Source organism: Pseudomonas brassicacearum subsp. neoaurantiaca (genome assembly GCF_013608025.1).
Taxonomy (GTDB): domain Bacteria; phylum Pseudomonadota; class Gammaproteobacteria; order Pseudomonadales; family Pseudomonadaceae; genus Aquipseudomonas.
Genome location: NZ_VDLV01000041.1, coordinates 23,198 through 38,814 on the forward strand (window position 1 = coordinate 23,198; position 15,617 = coordinate 38,814).

Sequence of the window (15,617 nt, forward strand, 5' to 3'; positions counted from 1 at the left end):
GCCAGTTTTGGATCCTATCGATGGGACGCAGCATCATGGCCCTTTCCTGGCCTCACACTTTCTCCATCAGCTCGCCTTGCTGGTCCGCCACGCCATGCAGCAATTCGATCACCCAATCGATAAACACCCGCACCCTGGGCGACAGCTGCCTATGGGGTGGATAGACCACCGAAATCGGCCAGGACGGCACGGGATGGTCGCTCAGCACTTGCACCAGGCGCCCCTCGGCCAATTGCTGCTGGACGTGGTAACGCGGCGCCTGGATCAAGCCGAAGCCCGCTTCACATGCCGCCACATAGGCATCGGCGTTGTTGAGGATCAGATCCCCCGGCAGCTGCAACTCGCGAACCCGCCCCGCCACCTCGAATTCGAACGGGAAGAACCGCCCATTGCCGGAAGCAAAGGCGATCGCGCTATGGGCCGACAGTTCTTCCAACCACCGGGGCGTGCCCGAATGAGCCAGGTAGCCGGGGCTGGCACACGTCACCTGGTGCAACCGCACGACCGGTCGCGCCACCAGCGCCTGATCCGTGATATTCCCGGCGCGGATGGCGCAATCGACGCCCTCGCGTTGCAGGTGCACTTGCCGGTCGTGGAAACCGATGTCCAGTTGGAGCTGCGGATAACGTCGATAAAAGTCCGGCAGGTTCGGCACGATCCAGGTGCAGCCAAAAGCGATGGGCATGTCTACGCGCAACGTGCCACGGGGCTGGCTCCGTTGTGCCGAAAGTGAGGCTTCGAGGTCGTCCAGTTCATCCAGCAACTGACCGCAGCGCTGGTAATAGGCTTCGCCATCAAGGGTGGCGCGCACTTGCCGCGTGGTGCGCTGCAACAGTTGCACGCCCAAGTGGCTTTCCAGTTGCTGGATCAACAGGCTGACGGTGGCGCGAGGCAGCCCCAGATCGTCGGCCGCCTTGCCAAACCCGCCCAGCTCGACGATGCGTCGGAACACCTGCATTGCCTGTAATCGGTCCATCGACACCCTCAACTATTTAGAAATCCCGAATAGTTAAACCAAAAATCCCGGGTTTATCCAGAAACTCCCTTGCTTGAGACTGTGCTGGTCGTTCATTCACAAGGAGTCAAATCATCATGATTACCCGCCAACTCGGCCATCAGGGCCCACACGTCAGCGCGATCGGCCTGGGCTGCATGGGCATGTCGGATTTCTACACCACCGGTACCGACGAGCGAGAATCCATCGCCACCCTCCACCGCGCCGTGGAGCTGGGCGTGACGCTGTTCGACACAGCGGACATGTACGGACCGCACACCAACGAAGAACTGCTCGGACGCGCCCTACGCGGCAAACGTGAAGGCATCTATCTGGCGAGCAAGTTCGGCCTGGTGCGCAGCGATGATCCCCACGCTCGGGGCGTCAATGGGCATCCCGAGTACGTCCGCCAATCCATCGAAGGCAGCCTGAAGCGCCTCGGCACCGATTACCTCGATCTGTACTACCAGCACCGCATCGACCCGCAGGTGCCGGTCGAGGAAACGATCGGCGCCATGGCTGAGCTGGTCAAGGCAGGCAAGGTCCGCCAAATCGGCATTTCCGAAGCCAGCGCCGAGACCATCCAGCGAGCCCACGCCGTGCATCCGTTGGCGGCGGTGCAAAGCGAATATTCGCTGTGGTCCAGGGAGCCGGAACACAACGGCGTGCTCGACACCTGTCGGCGCCTGGGGATCGCCTTCGTTGCCTACAGCCCTTTGGGACGTGGTTTTCTCACCGGAGAACTGAAGACGCCGGATGACTTCGCCGCCGACGACTACCGCCGCTTCAACCCGCGTTTCCAGGCTGACAATTTCTATCGCAACCTTGAGCTGGTCGAACGCGTCCGGGCCATGGCCGAGAAGAAGCAAATCAGCGCCGCGCAACTGGCCTTGGGTTGGGTCCTGGCCCAGGGAAACAACGTCATCCCGATCCCGGGCACCAAGCAGCGTCGGTACCTGGAAAGCAACGTCGCCGCCGCCAGCGTTTTCCTGAGCGACGATGACCTGAATCACTTGGATGCCATTTTCAGTCCTCATGGCGCCGTGGCCGGCGAACGCTACAGTGCCGAGGTGATGACCTTGCTTGACGGCTGATCCACGCAGACCCGGGGGACCTCCCAACCTGTGGCGAGGGAGCTTGCTCCCGCTGGGTCGCGAAGCGGCCCTAAAACAGCCGAATGCGGAGCTTCAGATACATCGCATTCGCCGGTTTACGGCCGCTTCGCAGCCGAGCGGGAGCAAGCTCCCTCGCCACGGGGCCATAGTTTTCCTTAAGTGACCCGCATTACCCTCGCCACGGGATGCTTAGCTACATCGAGTTCATCCCTGAGCGCTAACGAGAGCCAGATCCTGATACGACTCATTCTTGCTTACTGAGATTCCTCTGCTATGACTTAACCGGTCACTTCAAGTCTGTGAGGCAAGGGAATGTCAGCCGCCAAGAAAATGAGCGTGGGGCAGCTGACCATGCTGACCGCCGTCAACATGCTGGGATCCGGCATTGTCCTGTTACCCACCAAACTCGCCGAAGTCGGTGGTATCTCGATCCTCTCCTGGCTCATCACCGCCACGGGCTCGCTGGCACTGGCCTATGCGTTCGCCCGTTGCGGCATGCTCAGTCGCAAGACCGGCGGCATGGGTGGATACGCCGAGTACACGTTCGGCAAATCCGGCAACTACATCACCAACTACACCTACGGCCTTTCGCTGCTGATTGCCAACGTGGCGATCAGCATCACCGCCGTCGGCTACATCCAGACGCTGTTCGGAATAAAGCTCGACTCGGTCCAGGTTGGCCTGGCCACCATCGCGCTGTTGTGGCTGACCACCTTCGCCAATTTCGGTGGCGCACGCATTACCGGCAAGATCGGCGCCGTTACCGTATGGGGCGTGATTGCCCCGGTGGTATTGGTCTCGACCGTCGGTTGGTTCTGGTTCGACAGCAGCGTCTACGCGGCCGGGTGGAACCCCCACGACAAGACCTGGTACGAAGCGGCCGGCGCTTCGGTGGCGATCACCCTCTGGGCGTTCCTCGGGCTGGAGTCGGCGTGCGCCAACGGTGACGCGGTGGAAAATCCCGAGAAGAACGTGCCGATCGCCGTCCTGGGCGGGACGCTCGGCGCCGCCGTGATCTACATCGTTTCAACCAACGTCATCGCCGGCATCGTCGACAACGCCGAGCTGGTCTCCTCCACCGCACCGTTCGGCCTGGTGTTCGCCAAAATGTTCACGCCTTTGGTGGGCGACATCGTCATGGGCCTGATGGTGCTGGCGTGCGTTGGCTCGCTCCTGGGCTGGCAGTTCACCGTCGCCCAGGTTTTCAAGAGTTCGGCGGATACCGGTTATTTCCTGCCGATCTTCGCCAAGGCCAACAAGCACGGCGTGCCGATCATCAGCATGCTGATCCTGCTGGCGATGCAGACGGCGATGGCGCTGCTGACCATCAGCCCCGACCTGGCCAAGCAATTCGATACGTTGGTGAACCTCGCCGTGGTCACCAACCTGGTGCCGTACATTCTTTCCATGGCGACACTGGTGACCTTGCAAAAGGTTTCCAATGTGCCAGCGAACAAGGCCCTGATGACCAACATCGTCGCGGGCATTGCCGCGGCCTACAGCTACCTGGCGCTCTACAGCTCGGGCGAACAAGCGTTGATGCTTGGCGGCGTGGCGGTCATCGTCGGCTACACGCTGTTCGGCTACGTCAACACCCGCCTGATTCGCTTGGAAGCCATGAACAACAGCGTACCGACCCAGACCGTCGCGGCGCAGCACATCGTTGGCGAGGCGATTCCCGTCAACCACTTGAAGCCGGCTAACCTGGAGGCACTGCCATGACGGAACATCGAAATCTATTGGGCATGCTCGCCCTGCTCGTCTCCAACGCACCCGACAAGCGCAGCGTGTTCGGGCGGGCCCTGCTCCAGTTGATCAGCGACGTGGAGGAACGCTCCGTCAACGTGCTGACCTCGGAAACCCTGAGCGACGCCAAGTCGATCCTCAGCTCCGACCCGGCGATCCAGTGCGTGCTGGTCAGTTGGGAAATGGACACCAGCGACGACCACCGCGAATGCATAGACCTGCTGACGGCGCTGCGCGAGCGCAACACCCGCGTGCCGGTGTTTCTGATCAGCGACCGCAGTACCGCATCCAACGTGCCGCTGATCGTCATGCAACACGCCGACGATTTCATCTGGCTGCCTGAAGACACCAGCCGCTTCCTGAGCGGACGTATCCTGGCGGCCATCGAACGGTATCGCCAGGCGGTGCTACCGCCAATGTTCGGTGCCCTGCTGAAGTTCGCCCGCAGCTACGAATACTCATGGCACACACCGGGCCATGCAGGCGGCACGGCGTTCTTGAAGAGCACCGCTGGCCGGGCATTCTATGAATTCTTTGGGGAAAACCTGCTGCGCTCGGACCTGTCGATCTCCGTCGGCGAACTGGGCTCACTGCTCGACCACAGCGGCCCCATCGGCCAGGGCGAGCGTTATGCCGCCAAGGTGTTTGGCGCCCATCGCACCTACTACGTGACCAACGGCTCATCGATGTCCAACCGCGTCATCCTGATGGCCAGCGTGACACGCGACCAGATCGCCTTGTGCGATCGCAACTGCCACAAGTCTGCCGAACATGCGATGACGCTGTCCGGCGCGATTCCGACCTACCTGGTGCCGACCCGCAACCGCTACGGCATCATCGGCCCGATCCTGCCGCAGACCTTGAGCGCCGAAGGCGTGAAGGCGGCCATTGCGAGCAATCCGCTGGTCAGGAGCCACATCGACCCGACGCCAGTGCACGCGATCATCACCAACTCCACTTACGACGGCCTGACCTACAACGTGACGCGCGTCGAGCAATTGCTGGGCGAAAGCGTCGATCGCCTGCATTTCGACGAGGCCTGGTACGGCTACGCGCGGTTCAATCCGTTGTACAAGGATCGCTTTGCCATGCACGGCAGCCCGGACGACCACGACCCGTCGAAACCGACCGTGTTCGCCACCCAGTCCACCCATAAATTGCTGGCCGCGCTGTCCCAGGCCTCGATGATTCATGTGCGCAACGGCCGCAACCCGATTCCCCACGGGCGTTTCAACGAGTCGTTCATGATGCACGCCTCGACCTCACCGAACTACGCCATCATGGCCTCCTGCGACGTCAGCTCGGCGATGATGGAGGCGCCCAGCGGACAGATCCTCACCAGCGAATCGATCGAGGAAGCCGTCGCCTTCCGCCAGGTCATTTCCCACATGCAGAGCGAGATGCACAGCCAGGACGATTGGTTCTTCTCCTGCTGGCAGCCTCCGTCGATAAAAGTGGATGGACAGCCGCTGCCGTTTCACAAGGTCGACCCGGCGAGGCTCAGGGCCGACCCGAGTTGCTGGGTGCTGCACCCGAATGAGACCTGGCACGGCTTCGGTGACATCGAGGACGGCTATTGCATGCTCGATCCGATCAAGGTCTCGATCCTCACCCCCGGGATGGGCGATGACGGCAACCTGCTGGATTTCGGTATTCCTGCGTATGTACTCAGCGCCTACCTGGGCACCCAGGGCATCGTGGTGGAGAAAACCACGGACTTCACCATCCTGTTCCTGTTTTCCATCGGCATCACCAAAGGCAAATGGGGCACATTGGTCAACGCCCTGCTCGACTTCAAGCGTGACTACGATGCCAACCTGGAACTGGAGTTGTGCCTGCCCGACCTGTTGAGCGCCAACCAGCAACGCTACGCGGGGATGGGCCTGAAGGACCTGGCGGAAGAAATCTTCACCGCCATGAAAAAAATCAAGACCACCGCGGCGATGGCCAAGGCGTTCGGTACGCTGCCCAAGGCACAGTTCAGCCCGGTGCAGGCGTACGAAAAACTGGTCCGGAACGAGATCGAACTGGTCACCCTCGACGAGGCCGCTGGCAGGATCGCGGCAACGGGGATCGTGCCCTATCCGCCGGGGATTCCCCTGTTGATGCCCGGAGAAAATGCCGGTGCCGTGGACGGGCCAGTGCTGAGCTACCTCAAGGCGCTGGAGGCTTTCGACCGGTCATTCCCGGGGTTCACCCATGACACCCACGGGATTGAAAACGATTCGGGTACGTATCGGATGCTGGTGTTGAAACAAGGCTCGCCGCAACAGTGAGATCAATCCCGCCGGCCTAGGCCAGCAGTTCGCTGATCCAGCGGACCTGCCGGGCAATCTCCTGCGTCTTTTCCTCGGGCACTGCTTGCTGCGCGCGGGCAAAGTTCGCCAGGGTTTTCTGCTTCAGGCGCAGCAGGCGTTGCCACTTCGCCAGGAATACCGGGCTGCGGGTTTGCAGTTGCAACGGTCCGAAGTACAGCTCCTCGGCGCTGTACTTCACGGGTCCGTCGGGCTCGGCGACGATGATTTCGTAGTAGAAGCGGTTCTCCCGCAGCACGTCCTCATGCAGGATGCGGTAGCCGTTGTCCATCAACCATTGACGAAGGGGTTGTTCGCCGCCGTTGGGCTGCAGGATCAGGCGTTCCCGGCCACTGAGGCGGGCCTTGCCGCCGTCGAGAATGTCGCGAATCGTCTCGCCACCCATGCCGCACAGGCTGATTGCCGTAATACCGTCTGCCGGCTCGATCGCCGCCAGGCCGTTGGCCAGGCGCACGGTAATCTGCTCTTCCAGGCCGCTTTCGCGCACGGTGCGCTCGGCCGAACGGAACGGCGTCAATGCCACCTCTCCTGCCACCGCTGCCGTGATCACGCCACGGTTGATGAGCGCCACCGGCAAGTAGCCATGGTCCGAGCCGATATCGGCCAGGCGCGCCCCGGTCGGCACCAGCTCCGCCACACGCTCCAGGCGCATGGACAATGTCTGTTCGTTCAAACGTCCCGTTCCTCTTTCATCATTTTGGGGCTTTGCCCGGGCGAGGTTTCACACTGTATCTGCGACAGACGCAATCAGCTCCCGGAACCACCGCTGCGCCGGATGCGTGTCGCTGCGCCTGTGCCAGATCAGGTCGAATTGCATGTGCGGCAGCGCAACGGGTGGAGGAAACATCACCAACTTGCTGCTGCCCGACGCGCCTGTCGCCACCCGCTTCAAGACCGTCGCCGTAAAACGGGTGCGAGCAATCAGCGTGGGAACGGCAAACATCTGCGGCAGGGTCAACGCCAGCGCCCGCCGCTCACCCAGTTGCGCCAGTGCATGATCCACGACGCCGTGCAGTTCGCCTTCCGGAGAAACCAGGACGTGGCGCAGCGACAGATACGCTTGCAGGGTCATGCCACGTCGTGCGACCGGATGATCATTGGCGACGATGGTCACGAACTCGTCCGTGAGCAGCGTACGCCCGAGAATCCTGGCATCGGCGTGGGTAGGCGGCACGCCGATGGCGGCGTCGATCATGCCGGCGTCGAGCATATCCACCGCATGGTCCCGGTCGTTGAACGCATGGACATTCAGCGACACCCCAGGTGCCTGTTCGGCGAGCGCCTCCATCAACGCCGGCAACAGCACATAGGCCGGGTAATCGGACAACCCGAGCTTGAAGACCATTGAGGCCGTATCGGGATCGAAGTCCGGCCGGGTGATCAAGGTTGTTTCCAGCTGCCGCAGCGCCTGGGAAATCGGCTCCGCCAATTCACGGGCCCGCGGCGTTGGCAGCAGGCCATCGGCGCTGCGGGCGAAAAGCGAATCGCCCAAGAGCGTGCGCAGCCGACCCAGGGCGGCGCTCATTGCCGGTTGACTCACGCCTACCCGAGCGGCCGCGCGCGTGACATTGCGCTCGCTCATCAGCGCATCGAACGCCACGAGCAGATTCAGATCGATGCCGTGAAAATCCATAAATCAAATAATCATCTATATCGTTTATTTGTTAGACGGATTGTAGCCCGCGACCGGAGAATTTCGCCATCGAACCCAACCGCCGCGAGAACATCATGCAAGCGAATCCTGATCTGACTGAACAATTGAAGCGTGAACGCGCAGCCGTCGAGACACTCTATCGGGCCTTCAACGAACAGAACCCCGATCTGGTAGACGAAGTGCTCTCGCCCGAGTGGGATGACATTCCCCTCGCCCCCGGCCAGGTGCCTGGCCCTGAAGGCATCAAGCCAATCATCCGCAACTTCGTCCAAGCCTTCCCGGATGTCCGGATCATCGTCCACGACATGGTCCAGGAACCCGGAAAAATCGGCGTGCGCGCGGAAATTACCGGGACCCATCAAGGCGAGCTTTTCGGCATCGCGGCCACCGGCACGAAGGTCGCTTTCCGCATCCATGAATTCCACGTGCTGGATAACGCCAAGCTGACCACGACCTGGCACATGGAAGACTGGTTCGGCCTGTTCCTCCAACTCGGCCAATTTCCTGCACAAGCCTGATAACGCACAGGTTAGGAAGTCATGCTGCTCACTTAAGAAAAACGATGGACCTGTGGCGAGGGAGCTTGCTCCCGCTCGGTGGCGAAGCAGTCGTGAACCGGCGCGTGCGGTGTATCTGAGCTGCACTTTCGCCAGTTTTAGGGCCGCTTCGCCCGAAGCGTCGGACCGTCCCAACGGGAGCAAGTTCCCTCGCCACAGATTCGTAGACGACCTCGAGTGAACAGCGTTACGGATCAACAGGAGTCTACTGATGAAAACCGCTTTGATTGAAACGTTCGGCAGTCCGGACGTCCTCCAGCATGGTCAACGCACATTGCCCACGGTCCAATCCCACGAGGTCGTGGTCCGCGTCGAATCGGCCAGCGTCAACCCGCTGGATGTGAAGATTATCGCCGGGTACATGCAAGCTATCTTTCCCGTGGATTTGCCTTACGTGCCGGGTACGGATTTCAGTGGTGTGATCGAGTCCGTCGGCGAACAGGTGAGCGACCTCCAGCCGGGAGACCGCGTGGTAGGCCGGACCCCACCGAGTGCCGGTGGAGCGTTCGCCAGGATGCTGGTCATCGCCGCCTCCGAGCTCTGTGTCATTGCGCCACAAATGAGCTTCGAGCAGGCCGCCGCCCTGCCCACTGCCTACGGCACGGCGGCGCTGGCATTGTTCGAGGTCGGCCAGTTGCGACGCAACCAGCGCGTATTGATTCACGCCGGTGCCGGTGGCGTCGGCGGCATGGCCGTGCAACTGGCCCACCTTGCGGACTGCCATGTGACAGCCACAGCGTCCGCAAAGAATATCGAGCGGGTGAGAAACCTGGGAGCCGACGAGGTCATCGACTACAGGACCCAGACCCTCGAACAGGTGCGTGATATCGATCTGGTGCTCGATACCCTCGGAGGCGAAACCCTCCAAGCCTCTTGGCACGTGTTGGCCCCCGGCGGCCGGATCGCCTCGCTGGTGGAGTTCGACATAGCGTCCCGGGACGGGCACACCGGCGAGTTTGTGTTTTTCTCGACGGCGAAGCCGTTCATGCCCAGGGCGATCGAACAGTTCCAGGCCGGCGAGCTGCAAATTCTCATTGATTCGACGTTCCCGCTGGCCGAGGCACGTGGCGCCCTGGAAAAAGTTGCCACCGGCCATGCTTGCGGCAAAGTGCTGATCCGTCCGGGCTATTGAGGGGTCGTTCGCATAACGCGGTTGCGGCAGTCGTCAGGCACGTGTTTGGGTCTATGCTTGTCTTGGGTTCGCTCAGGAACAGCGAACCGCCCATCAGGAGAACACGTGAAGCATTCGATGCCTGCCGCAGCGCTGCTCTGTCTATTGCTCGGCCCAGCGACCGCACACGAGCAATATCAAGTCGTCACCGAAGAATGGGCGCCCTACAACTATGTGGAGCGCGATCAGCTCACGGGTATGACCACGGAAATCGTGCGGGCGATCATGGCATTGACTGGAGATAAGTTCGAAGTGCTGTTGCAACCCAGCATGCGCGCCACGCAGATACTGAAAAACCGCCCCAAGACCATCATGTATTCGTTGTTCCGCACGCCGGAGCGCGAGCCGTTGTACAAGTGGGTCGGACCGATCGTGGAAGAACCCATCCATGCCTACCAGTTGGCCAGTGCACCGCCAATCAACTCCCTGGAACAGTTGCTGCACGCCCCGCAGATCACCACCCGACATGCGGGCCTGGTGCCGCAGACCTTGCAGTCGCTGGGCTTCAACAACCTGGATAAAAGCGCAACCGAGAGCAAGCAGTTGTACCGCATGCTGCTGGCCGGGCGAACCAGCATCATCATCGGCGACACGGCTGCAGGGATGGCTTATTACAGCCGACAATTGGGCATCGCCCCGGGCACCCTGAGGCAGATCCCCATCGAGCTCTACCGCTCGTCCTTATACATCGCCTTCAGCACCGACAGTGACGACCAATTGATCGCAGCGTGGAGTCGCGCACTGGAGCAGCTACGCCGGTCTGGCGAGTTGTCCCGCATCCAGCGGCGCTATGAACAACAACCTATCCAGCCAGAATAGGCCGGCGCGCACTCATGACTCGCTGGCGATGCGTCTTACCCTGTGGCAATCCCAGGGTTGCACGACCTGGCCGGTCCATGAGCGAACCTCCATCGGCATCAAGGGCTGTCCGGACGCGTTGTCCAGCAGTACCGAGCGTGTCTCTTCTTCCGTGAACAGAAACCGCTCGCCCCACTGCCTCAAGCTGATCACGATCGGAAAGACCTGCTGGCCTTTTTCGGTGAGGACATATTCCTTGTAGGCGCTTCCGTCCGATGCCGGTTGTACCTGGAATACGCCAACTTCGACCAGGGCCTTGAGGCGCGAGGCGAGGATGTTCTTGGCTACGCCGAGGCTTTTCTGGAATTCGCTGAAGCGACGGATGCCATCGAAGGCGTCGCGGATGATCATGAGTGACCAGCGGTCGCCGATGATGTCCAGTGTTCGGGCTACCGGGCATTCGTTGCGGGTCGATGGAGCATTTTCTGACATCGTGTTGGCCTGTTTGAATAGGTGTGGGAGCGAGCCTGCTCGCGAAGAGGCCTGTACATCCAGCCTCTTCATCGGCAATGACACCGCGTTCGCGAGCAGGCTCGCTCCACAGGGGACGGCGGTGTAGATAATCTGGTTGCAATTAAAAACCTAATCACGCAAAAATAAAACAGGTTTCTAATTGCAACCGGATCAAGGAACACCATGACCGCCTACACCTACCTCCCCCAAGGTCTGTCACCCCGCCTGACATTCCTCTTCTCCATCACCTGCGCCCTGGCCGTCGCCAACGTGTATTTCGCTCAACCACTCCTCGCTTCAATGGCCGAAAGCCTCGACGTCGCCCCCGCCTCGATCGGCAGCGTAGTGACCGCCACTCAGCTCGGATACGCGCTGGGATTACTCTTCATCGTCCCGCTGGGCGACCGGGTCGACGGCAAACGGTTGATTCTGACCCTCGTCACGTTATCGGTGGTTGCCCTGGCCGCCGTCAGCGCGTCACAGCATTGGCTGATCCTGCTGGGCGCCATGATCGTCACGGGTTTGCTGGCAGTGGTCGTCCAGGTGCTCGTCGCCTACGCCGCAACGCTGGCTGCCCCATCCCAACGTGGGCAGGCGGTCGGAACGCTCACCAGCGCGATCGTGCTGGGCATTCTCCTGGCGCGGTTCATCTCTGGCTTGATCGCCGACCTGGCAGGTTGGCGCGCGGTTTATCTGGTGTCGTCGGGGCTGATGTTGGTCATTGCGGCGGTGTTCTGGAAAGTAGCGCCCACCGCCGCGTCATCCCCGAACCGGCAGCCTTACCCGGCGCTGATCCGCTCGTTGTTTCAACTGTTCATGACCGAACCGCTCTTGCGGATCCGGGGCCTGTTCGCCTTGCTGATCTTCGCCGCGTTTTCCGTGCTGTGGACCGCCATGGTCCTGCCGCTGAGCGCCCCGCCGCTGTCACTTTCCCACACCGCCATCGGCCTGTTTGGCCTGGCCGGCGTTGCGGGAGCGCTGGCGGCTCGACGGGCCGGGCGCTGGGCCGATCGAGGGTTCGGACAACGCGTCACCGGCGTGTCGCTGGCGCTCCTGGTGCTCGCATGGCTACCCATTTCCTTTGCCGAAAGCTCCCTGATCGCCCTGGTCTGCGGCGTGGTCCTGCTGGACTTCGCCGTGCAAGCCGTGCACGTCACCAACCAGAGCCTCCTTTTCGCCGCACGCCCCGACGCGCAAAGTCGCATGGTCGGCGCCTACATGTGTTTCTACTCGATGGGCAGCGCGCTCGGAGCCGTCGCCGCGACCCAGGTCTATGCGCTGTGGGGATGGGTCGCGGTCAGTCTGTTGGGTGGGTTGATCAGTGCGGTGGCGTTGTTGCTTTGGTTCGCTTCGACTCATCTGGCAGCGTGGGGCGAATAACAATCGTCACAAATGCTACAGTCGCGCACCTACAACGAGGGAACGCCATGCGCATCATAGGAACAGCCCTGACCATCGCACTGCTGACAGGATGCGCGACGGCCAACGAAACCTTTGGCAACGGGGGGCTCTGCGGTGTGCAGCCTTATTGCGGCACCTACTTCGATTACCAGATTCTCAAGGAAGCGGTAACTGAGGATAACGCTACGTATGCCAGTGCGTTTGCGCCGTTGGCGGCCATCGATCTGCCCCTGAGTTTCGTCGCCGATACGCTGATCCTGCCCTACACGATTTTTCAGATAAGGCCGTCCGACGAATAGCGGCGCGGCGCCTGATTCATTCCTGCCTGACAATATCGACGGATATTTCAACGGCCGCCACCGTCCCTCGGTTTTCAAGCCAATGGGTGGTGTTCCGATCCTCGGGCCAACCCACGCCCGGGCCATAGTCCGTCGCGACGCCATTGCGGTGATCGGTGATGGTGCCTTGGAGTATGTAGACCAGGCCGGGCCTGTCCACGTGGTTGTGGACCGGCCCGAACACGCCCCCTGGCTCGATCGTCACCAGGCGCATGCGCAGTTGTCGCCCCGTCATGCCCTCGATTTCGACACCGAGGTCCAGCGTTGCCAGCAGTTGTACCGCTACGCCTTTCGTTTCAGGAACTGTCACGTTGTTCATGTGCTTGCCTCCGGGGACGGACACGGCCTGATGGAAGTAGACGCCTTGCACGGCGGAATCACAACGCAATTATCAGGGCCGGGATCTACAGTCGAAAACGCTGCTGCATGGCCTGACCAAGCAGCTCTACCGCGTCGTCTGCGTCGCACCCGGCGGATCGCATGAACACCACGTCGTGGTCCGGAATCACCGGCAGCTCGCTGATGATCCGCATGTTCTTCGTTACGCGGCCACGGTCTATCAGGCTGATCGCCAACCCGGCTTCAACGCACGCTTTGACGGCTTGGTTGGAGGGGCTTTCGAGGACGATTCGCACCTTGCGTCCGCATTGCCGGAGCGCTTGCAGCATGGCCTGTCGATAAGGGCATTGCGCCGCATGCACGGCCAGCGCAAGGGGTTCCGTCGAGCTGAATGTCGTGCCGATCGCTGCCACCCAGACTGGCGTGGTGGTGACCAGGGTCTGGACCGTTGCATCTGGCTGGTCCATCGGCTGGGTGAGCACCGCCGCGTGGAGCTTGCCGCGCTGCACCTGTTCGCGCAGGGCGTAGCTGGGCGCTGTCTTGAGTTCCAAAATGACGTTGGGCCAGGCTGCCGTGAAGGTCGGAAGGATGTCGCGGATGACATGATCGGCGTATTCGTCCGGCACGCCCAAACTGACGCGCCCCGCCAGTCGTGTGCCTTGGAGGTCGGCCAGCACGCGGTCATGAGTCGCGAGCAGCTCGGTGGTGGACACCAGCAGACGCCTGCCCAGCGTAGTCAGGGAGACTGATTGATTGTCACGGTCAAGCAGACGGCCGCCCGCCACCGCTTCCAGGCGCTGGATGTGCACGCTCACCGCCGCCGGGCTTTTATGCAACTGTTGCGCTGCCGCGCTGAACTTGCCAATTCGCGCAACCGCATGAAAGGTCCGGATCAGTTCGATATCCAGTATGGCTGTCATGATTCAATCTTCCTGAACGAGTACTGCAGGATATTTTGATTTATTAGATTAGTCGGCTTTCGTAGCCTGTGACCATGAACTCGCCCAAATCGATCACTTGCGCCTCCTCCCGCAGCGGCTACTGGCTGATCCCTTTGCCGTTGCTCGAAGCGGCGTTGTTGGTGGCCTGGAGCTCCGGCTTCGTCGGCGCGCGATTCTCCATCGATTACGCGCCGCCGTTGCTTGTGGTGTTCTGGCGCTGCGTGCTGGTCACGCTGCTGTTGTTCCCTTTTATCGCCGGGCAACTGCGGCGGACTTCACCGGTCACGCTGCTGAAAAACGCCGGTATCGGCCTGCTGGCCATGGCCGGCTATCTCGCCGGCATCACCCAAGGCATTGCCCTGGGCGTGCCGGCGGGGCTGGCGGCCTTGTTCGCCGACTTATTGCCGATGGGCCTCGCGCTGCTGGCCGCCGGTGTGCTGGGACAACGCCTGACGTCGCGGATCTGGGCCGGCTTGCTCATCGGCCTGGCCGGTGTAGCCCTCGGCACCCATGGCGCGTTGGCCTGGGGCAACGCGCCCTTGTGGATTTATGGCTTGCCGTTGCTGGGCATGCTCTCGCTCGCCGCCGCGACGCTGTGGCAGAAGCGGCTCCCGGCCTCGCAATCCATGGGCCTGTTGCCCAACCTCTGGCTGCAGTGCTGTGTCTCGGGCCTGGCGTTCGCCTTGATCGAAGGCACGCAAGGCAGTCTGGCGCCAATAGCCAATACCGGGTTCGTATTGAGTGTCTTATGGACAGCGGGCTTGTCGACGATGGGTGGATACGGGCTCTACTGGTTGTGCCTGCGTCGAGCCTCGGCGACCCGTGTCGCCAGCGTCCTCTACCTGAGCCCGCCCATTACGATGCTATGGGCCTGGGCAATGTTCGATGAACTTTTGTCATGGCAGATGGCGTCGGGGATGGCGGTGTCTGCGGTCGGGATCTGGCTGGTCGTGCGTGAGGAAGCGCGCGAGGCGCGACGCAAACGACCTCACGGAACGGCTGCTGAGTCGGAGACTGCCGGATAGGTCAGTTTCAGCCCTGACCGCCGTGCCGCCGGATTCAACACCGCTTCAGTGGCCTTGCCTTTGTCCATGATGTGGAACACTTCGACATCGCGAAGCAACAGGTAGTCGGTGATGATCCGACGATGGCAGCGCCACCAGACCGCCTCCGCGCACATGATGGCGCATCGTCGCGTCCGGCTGAGCGCCAAGAGGCGATCCAGGCCCGCCTCAAATTCGTCCGACAGCGCGTAATCCGCGTAATTGTGGAAGCTGCGGTTTTGCCAGAATCCATTGATGTCATCGGCAACCGTCACGGATTTTTTTCGCAGCCCGCCCAGCTCGCGGATCTGCTCATGCTGCAACCCGAATGGCGCGAGCAATCCAGGCAGCGTATCGAGGTTGTAGTGAGGATTGGTCCGCGACCTTGGAACAGTCCTCACGTCGACGATCATCTCGACATCGAAGCTTTTCACGACCTCCACGAATTGCTCGAGCGTCCGGGTCGAATGGCCGATCGTGTATAGGCTGGGATTTTCCATGGGGGATCCGAATTCAACGAGGTGCCTTCACTAGGAGCCGTTGCGGGACGGGTTAGTTTCCTCATCCTTGTATTGCATATCGGACTCTGGGTCGCCCGGTCGTACCCCGATCCACCTGTGGGAGCGAGCCTGCTCGCGATGGCGTCAGGTCAGTCGACGAAGATATTGAACGTGCTGGCCTCTTCGCGAGCA

General features: G+C 61.4%; 16 protein-coding genes. 9 read left to right on the forward strand and 7 right to left on the reverse strand.

The features are described 5' to 3' along the window. Positions 1-52: 52 nt before the first annotated feature. On the reverse strand, positions 53-976 hold the full coding sequence (locus FHK92_RS20365; protein WP_181289651.1) for a LysR family transcriptional regulator: 924 nt from the start codon (positions 974-976) through the stop codon (positions 53-55). A 116-nt stretch (positions 977-1,092) separates the two neighbouring features. On the opposite strand from FHK92_RS20365, the gene FHK92_RS20370 reads away from it, so the two are divergent. From FHK92_RS20370 to FHK92_RS20380, 3 genes are all read left to right on the forward strand, one after another. After that, entirely contained in the window at positions 1,093-2,088 is a 996-nt protein-coding gene (locus tag FHK92_RS20370) for an aldo/keto reductase (RefSeq protein ID WP_181289652.1), read from the forward strand. 333 nt (positions 2,089-2,421) lie between these two features. Continuing rightward, complete coding sequence (gene potE, locus FHK92_RS20375; protein WP_181289653.1) at positions 2,422-3,831, forward strand: putrescine-ornithine antiporter; 1,410 nt, start codon at positions 2,422-2,424, stop codon at positions 3,829-3,831. After that, positions 3,828-6,131 (forward strand): Orn/Lys/Arg family decarboxylase, encoded by a 2,304-nt coding sequence (locus tag FHK92_RS20380; RefSeq protein WP_181289654.1) that lies wholly within the window; start codon positions 3,828-3,830, stop codon positions 6,129-6,131. The genes potE and FHK92_RS20380 overlap by 4 nt, the downstream gene beginning before the upstream one ends. 16 nt (positions 6,132-6,147) lie before the next feature. On the opposite strand, the gene FHK92_RS20385 is transcribed toward FHK92_RS20380, so the two are convergent. Continuing rightward, positions 6,148-6,843: a tRNA (adenine(22)-N(1))-methyltransferase gene (locus FHK92_RS20385; protein ID WP_181289655.1), complete on the reverse strand. Its 696-nt coding sequence runs from the start codon at positions 6,841-6,843 to the stop codon at positions 6,148-6,150. Positions 6,844-6,891: 48 nt separating this feature from the next. After that, positions 6,892-7,803 (reverse strand): LysR family transcriptional regulator, encoded by a 912-nt coding sequence (locus tag FHK92_RS20390; protein WP_181289656.1) that lies wholly within the window; start codon positions 7,801-7,803, stop codon positions 6,892-6,894. A gap of 95 nt (positions 7,804-7,898) precedes the next feature. Between FHK92_RS20390 and FHK92_RS20395 the strand changes: the two genes are divergently transcribed. The 3 genes from FHK92_RS20395 (at position 7,899) to FHK92_RS20405 (ending at position 10,371) form a co-directional block, all read left to right on the forward strand. Continuing rightward, on the forward strand, positions 7,899-8,342 hold the full coding sequence (locus FHK92_RS20395) for an ester cyclase (RefSeq protein ID WP_181289657.1): 444 nt from the start codon (positions 7,899-7,901) through the stop codon (positions 8,340-8,342). Positions 8,343-8,592: 250 nt separating this feature from the next. Further along, entirely contained in the window at positions 8,593-9,513 is a 921-nt protein-coding gene (locus FHK92_RS20400; protein ID WP_181289658.1) for an NADP-dependent oxidoreductase, read from the forward strand. 117 nt (positions 9,514-9,630) lie between these two features. Beyond that, positions 9,631-10,371: a substrate-binding periplasmic protein gene (locus FHK92_RS20405; protein WP_219916120.1), complete on the forward strand. Its 741-nt coding sequence runs from the start codon at positions 9,631-9,633 to the stop codon at positions 10,369-10,371. 12 nt (positions 10,372-10,383) lie between these two features. On the opposite strand, the gene FHK92_RS20410 is transcribed toward FHK92_RS20405, so the two are convergent. Then, positions 10,384-10,842, reverse strand: coding sequence for a winged helix-turn-helix transcriptional regulator (locus FHK92_RS20410; RefSeq protein WP_181289660.1), 459 nt, complete (start codon positions 10,840-10,842; stop codon positions 10,384-10,386). Positions 10,843-11,046: 204 nt separating this feature from the next. On the opposite strand from FHK92_RS20410, the gene FHK92_RS20415 reads away from it, so the two are divergent. Together FHK92_RS20415 and FHK92_RS20420 are read left to right on the forward strand one after the other, a co-directional pair. Further along, positions 11,047-12,243, forward strand: a complete 1,197-nt coding sequence (locus tag FHK92_RS20415; protein WP_181289661.1) for an MFS transporter — start codon at positions 11,047-11,049, stop codon at positions 12,241-12,243. A 47-nt stretch (positions 12,244-12,290) separates the two neighbouring features. Continuing rightward, positions 12,291-12,563 (forward strand): YceK/YidQ family lipoprotein, encoded by a 273-nt coding sequence (locus FHK92_RS20420; protein ID WP_181289662.1) that lies wholly within the window; start codon positions 12,291-12,293, stop codon positions 12,561-12,563. Between the two features lie 16 nt (positions 12,564-12,579). Here the strand turns inward: FHK92_RS20420 and FHK92_RS20425 are convergent, their stop codons facing one another. Together FHK92_RS20425 and FHK92_RS20430 are read right to left on the reverse strand one after the other, a co-directional pair. Beyond that, positions 12,580-12,921 carry a cupin domain-containing protein gene (locus tag FHK92_RS20425; RefSeq protein ID WP_181289663.1) on the reverse strand — a complete coding sequence of 114 codons (342 nt, stop codon included), beginning with the start codon at positions 12,919-12,921 and terminating at the stop codon, positions 12,580-12,582. 85 nt (positions 12,922-13,006) lie between these two features. After that, on the reverse strand, positions 13,007-13,861 hold the full coding sequence (locus FHK92_RS20430; protein WP_181289664.1) for a LysR family transcriptional regulator: 855 nt from the start codon (positions 13,859-13,861) through the stop codon (positions 13,007-13,009). Positions 13,862-13,935: 74 nt separating this feature from the next. Here FHK92_RS20430 and FHK92_RS20435 point away from each other — a divergent pair, with 74 nt between their 5' ends. Then, positions 13,936-14,907: a DMT family transporter gene (locus tag FHK92_RS20435; RefSeq protein WP_181289665.1), complete on the forward strand. Its 972-nt coding sequence runs from the start codon at positions 13,936-13,938 to the stop codon at positions 14,905-14,907. Here FHK92_RS20435 and FHK92_RS20440 read toward each other — a convergent pair. Further along, positions 14,871-15,425, reverse strand: coding sequence for a DUF488 domain-containing protein (locus tag FHK92_RS20440; protein WP_181289666.1), 555 nt, complete (start codon positions 15,423-15,425; stop codon positions 14,871-14,873). The genes FHK92_RS20435 and FHK92_RS20440 overlap by 37 nt on opposite strands. Between the last annotated feature and the right edge of the window lie 192 nt (positions 15,426-15,617).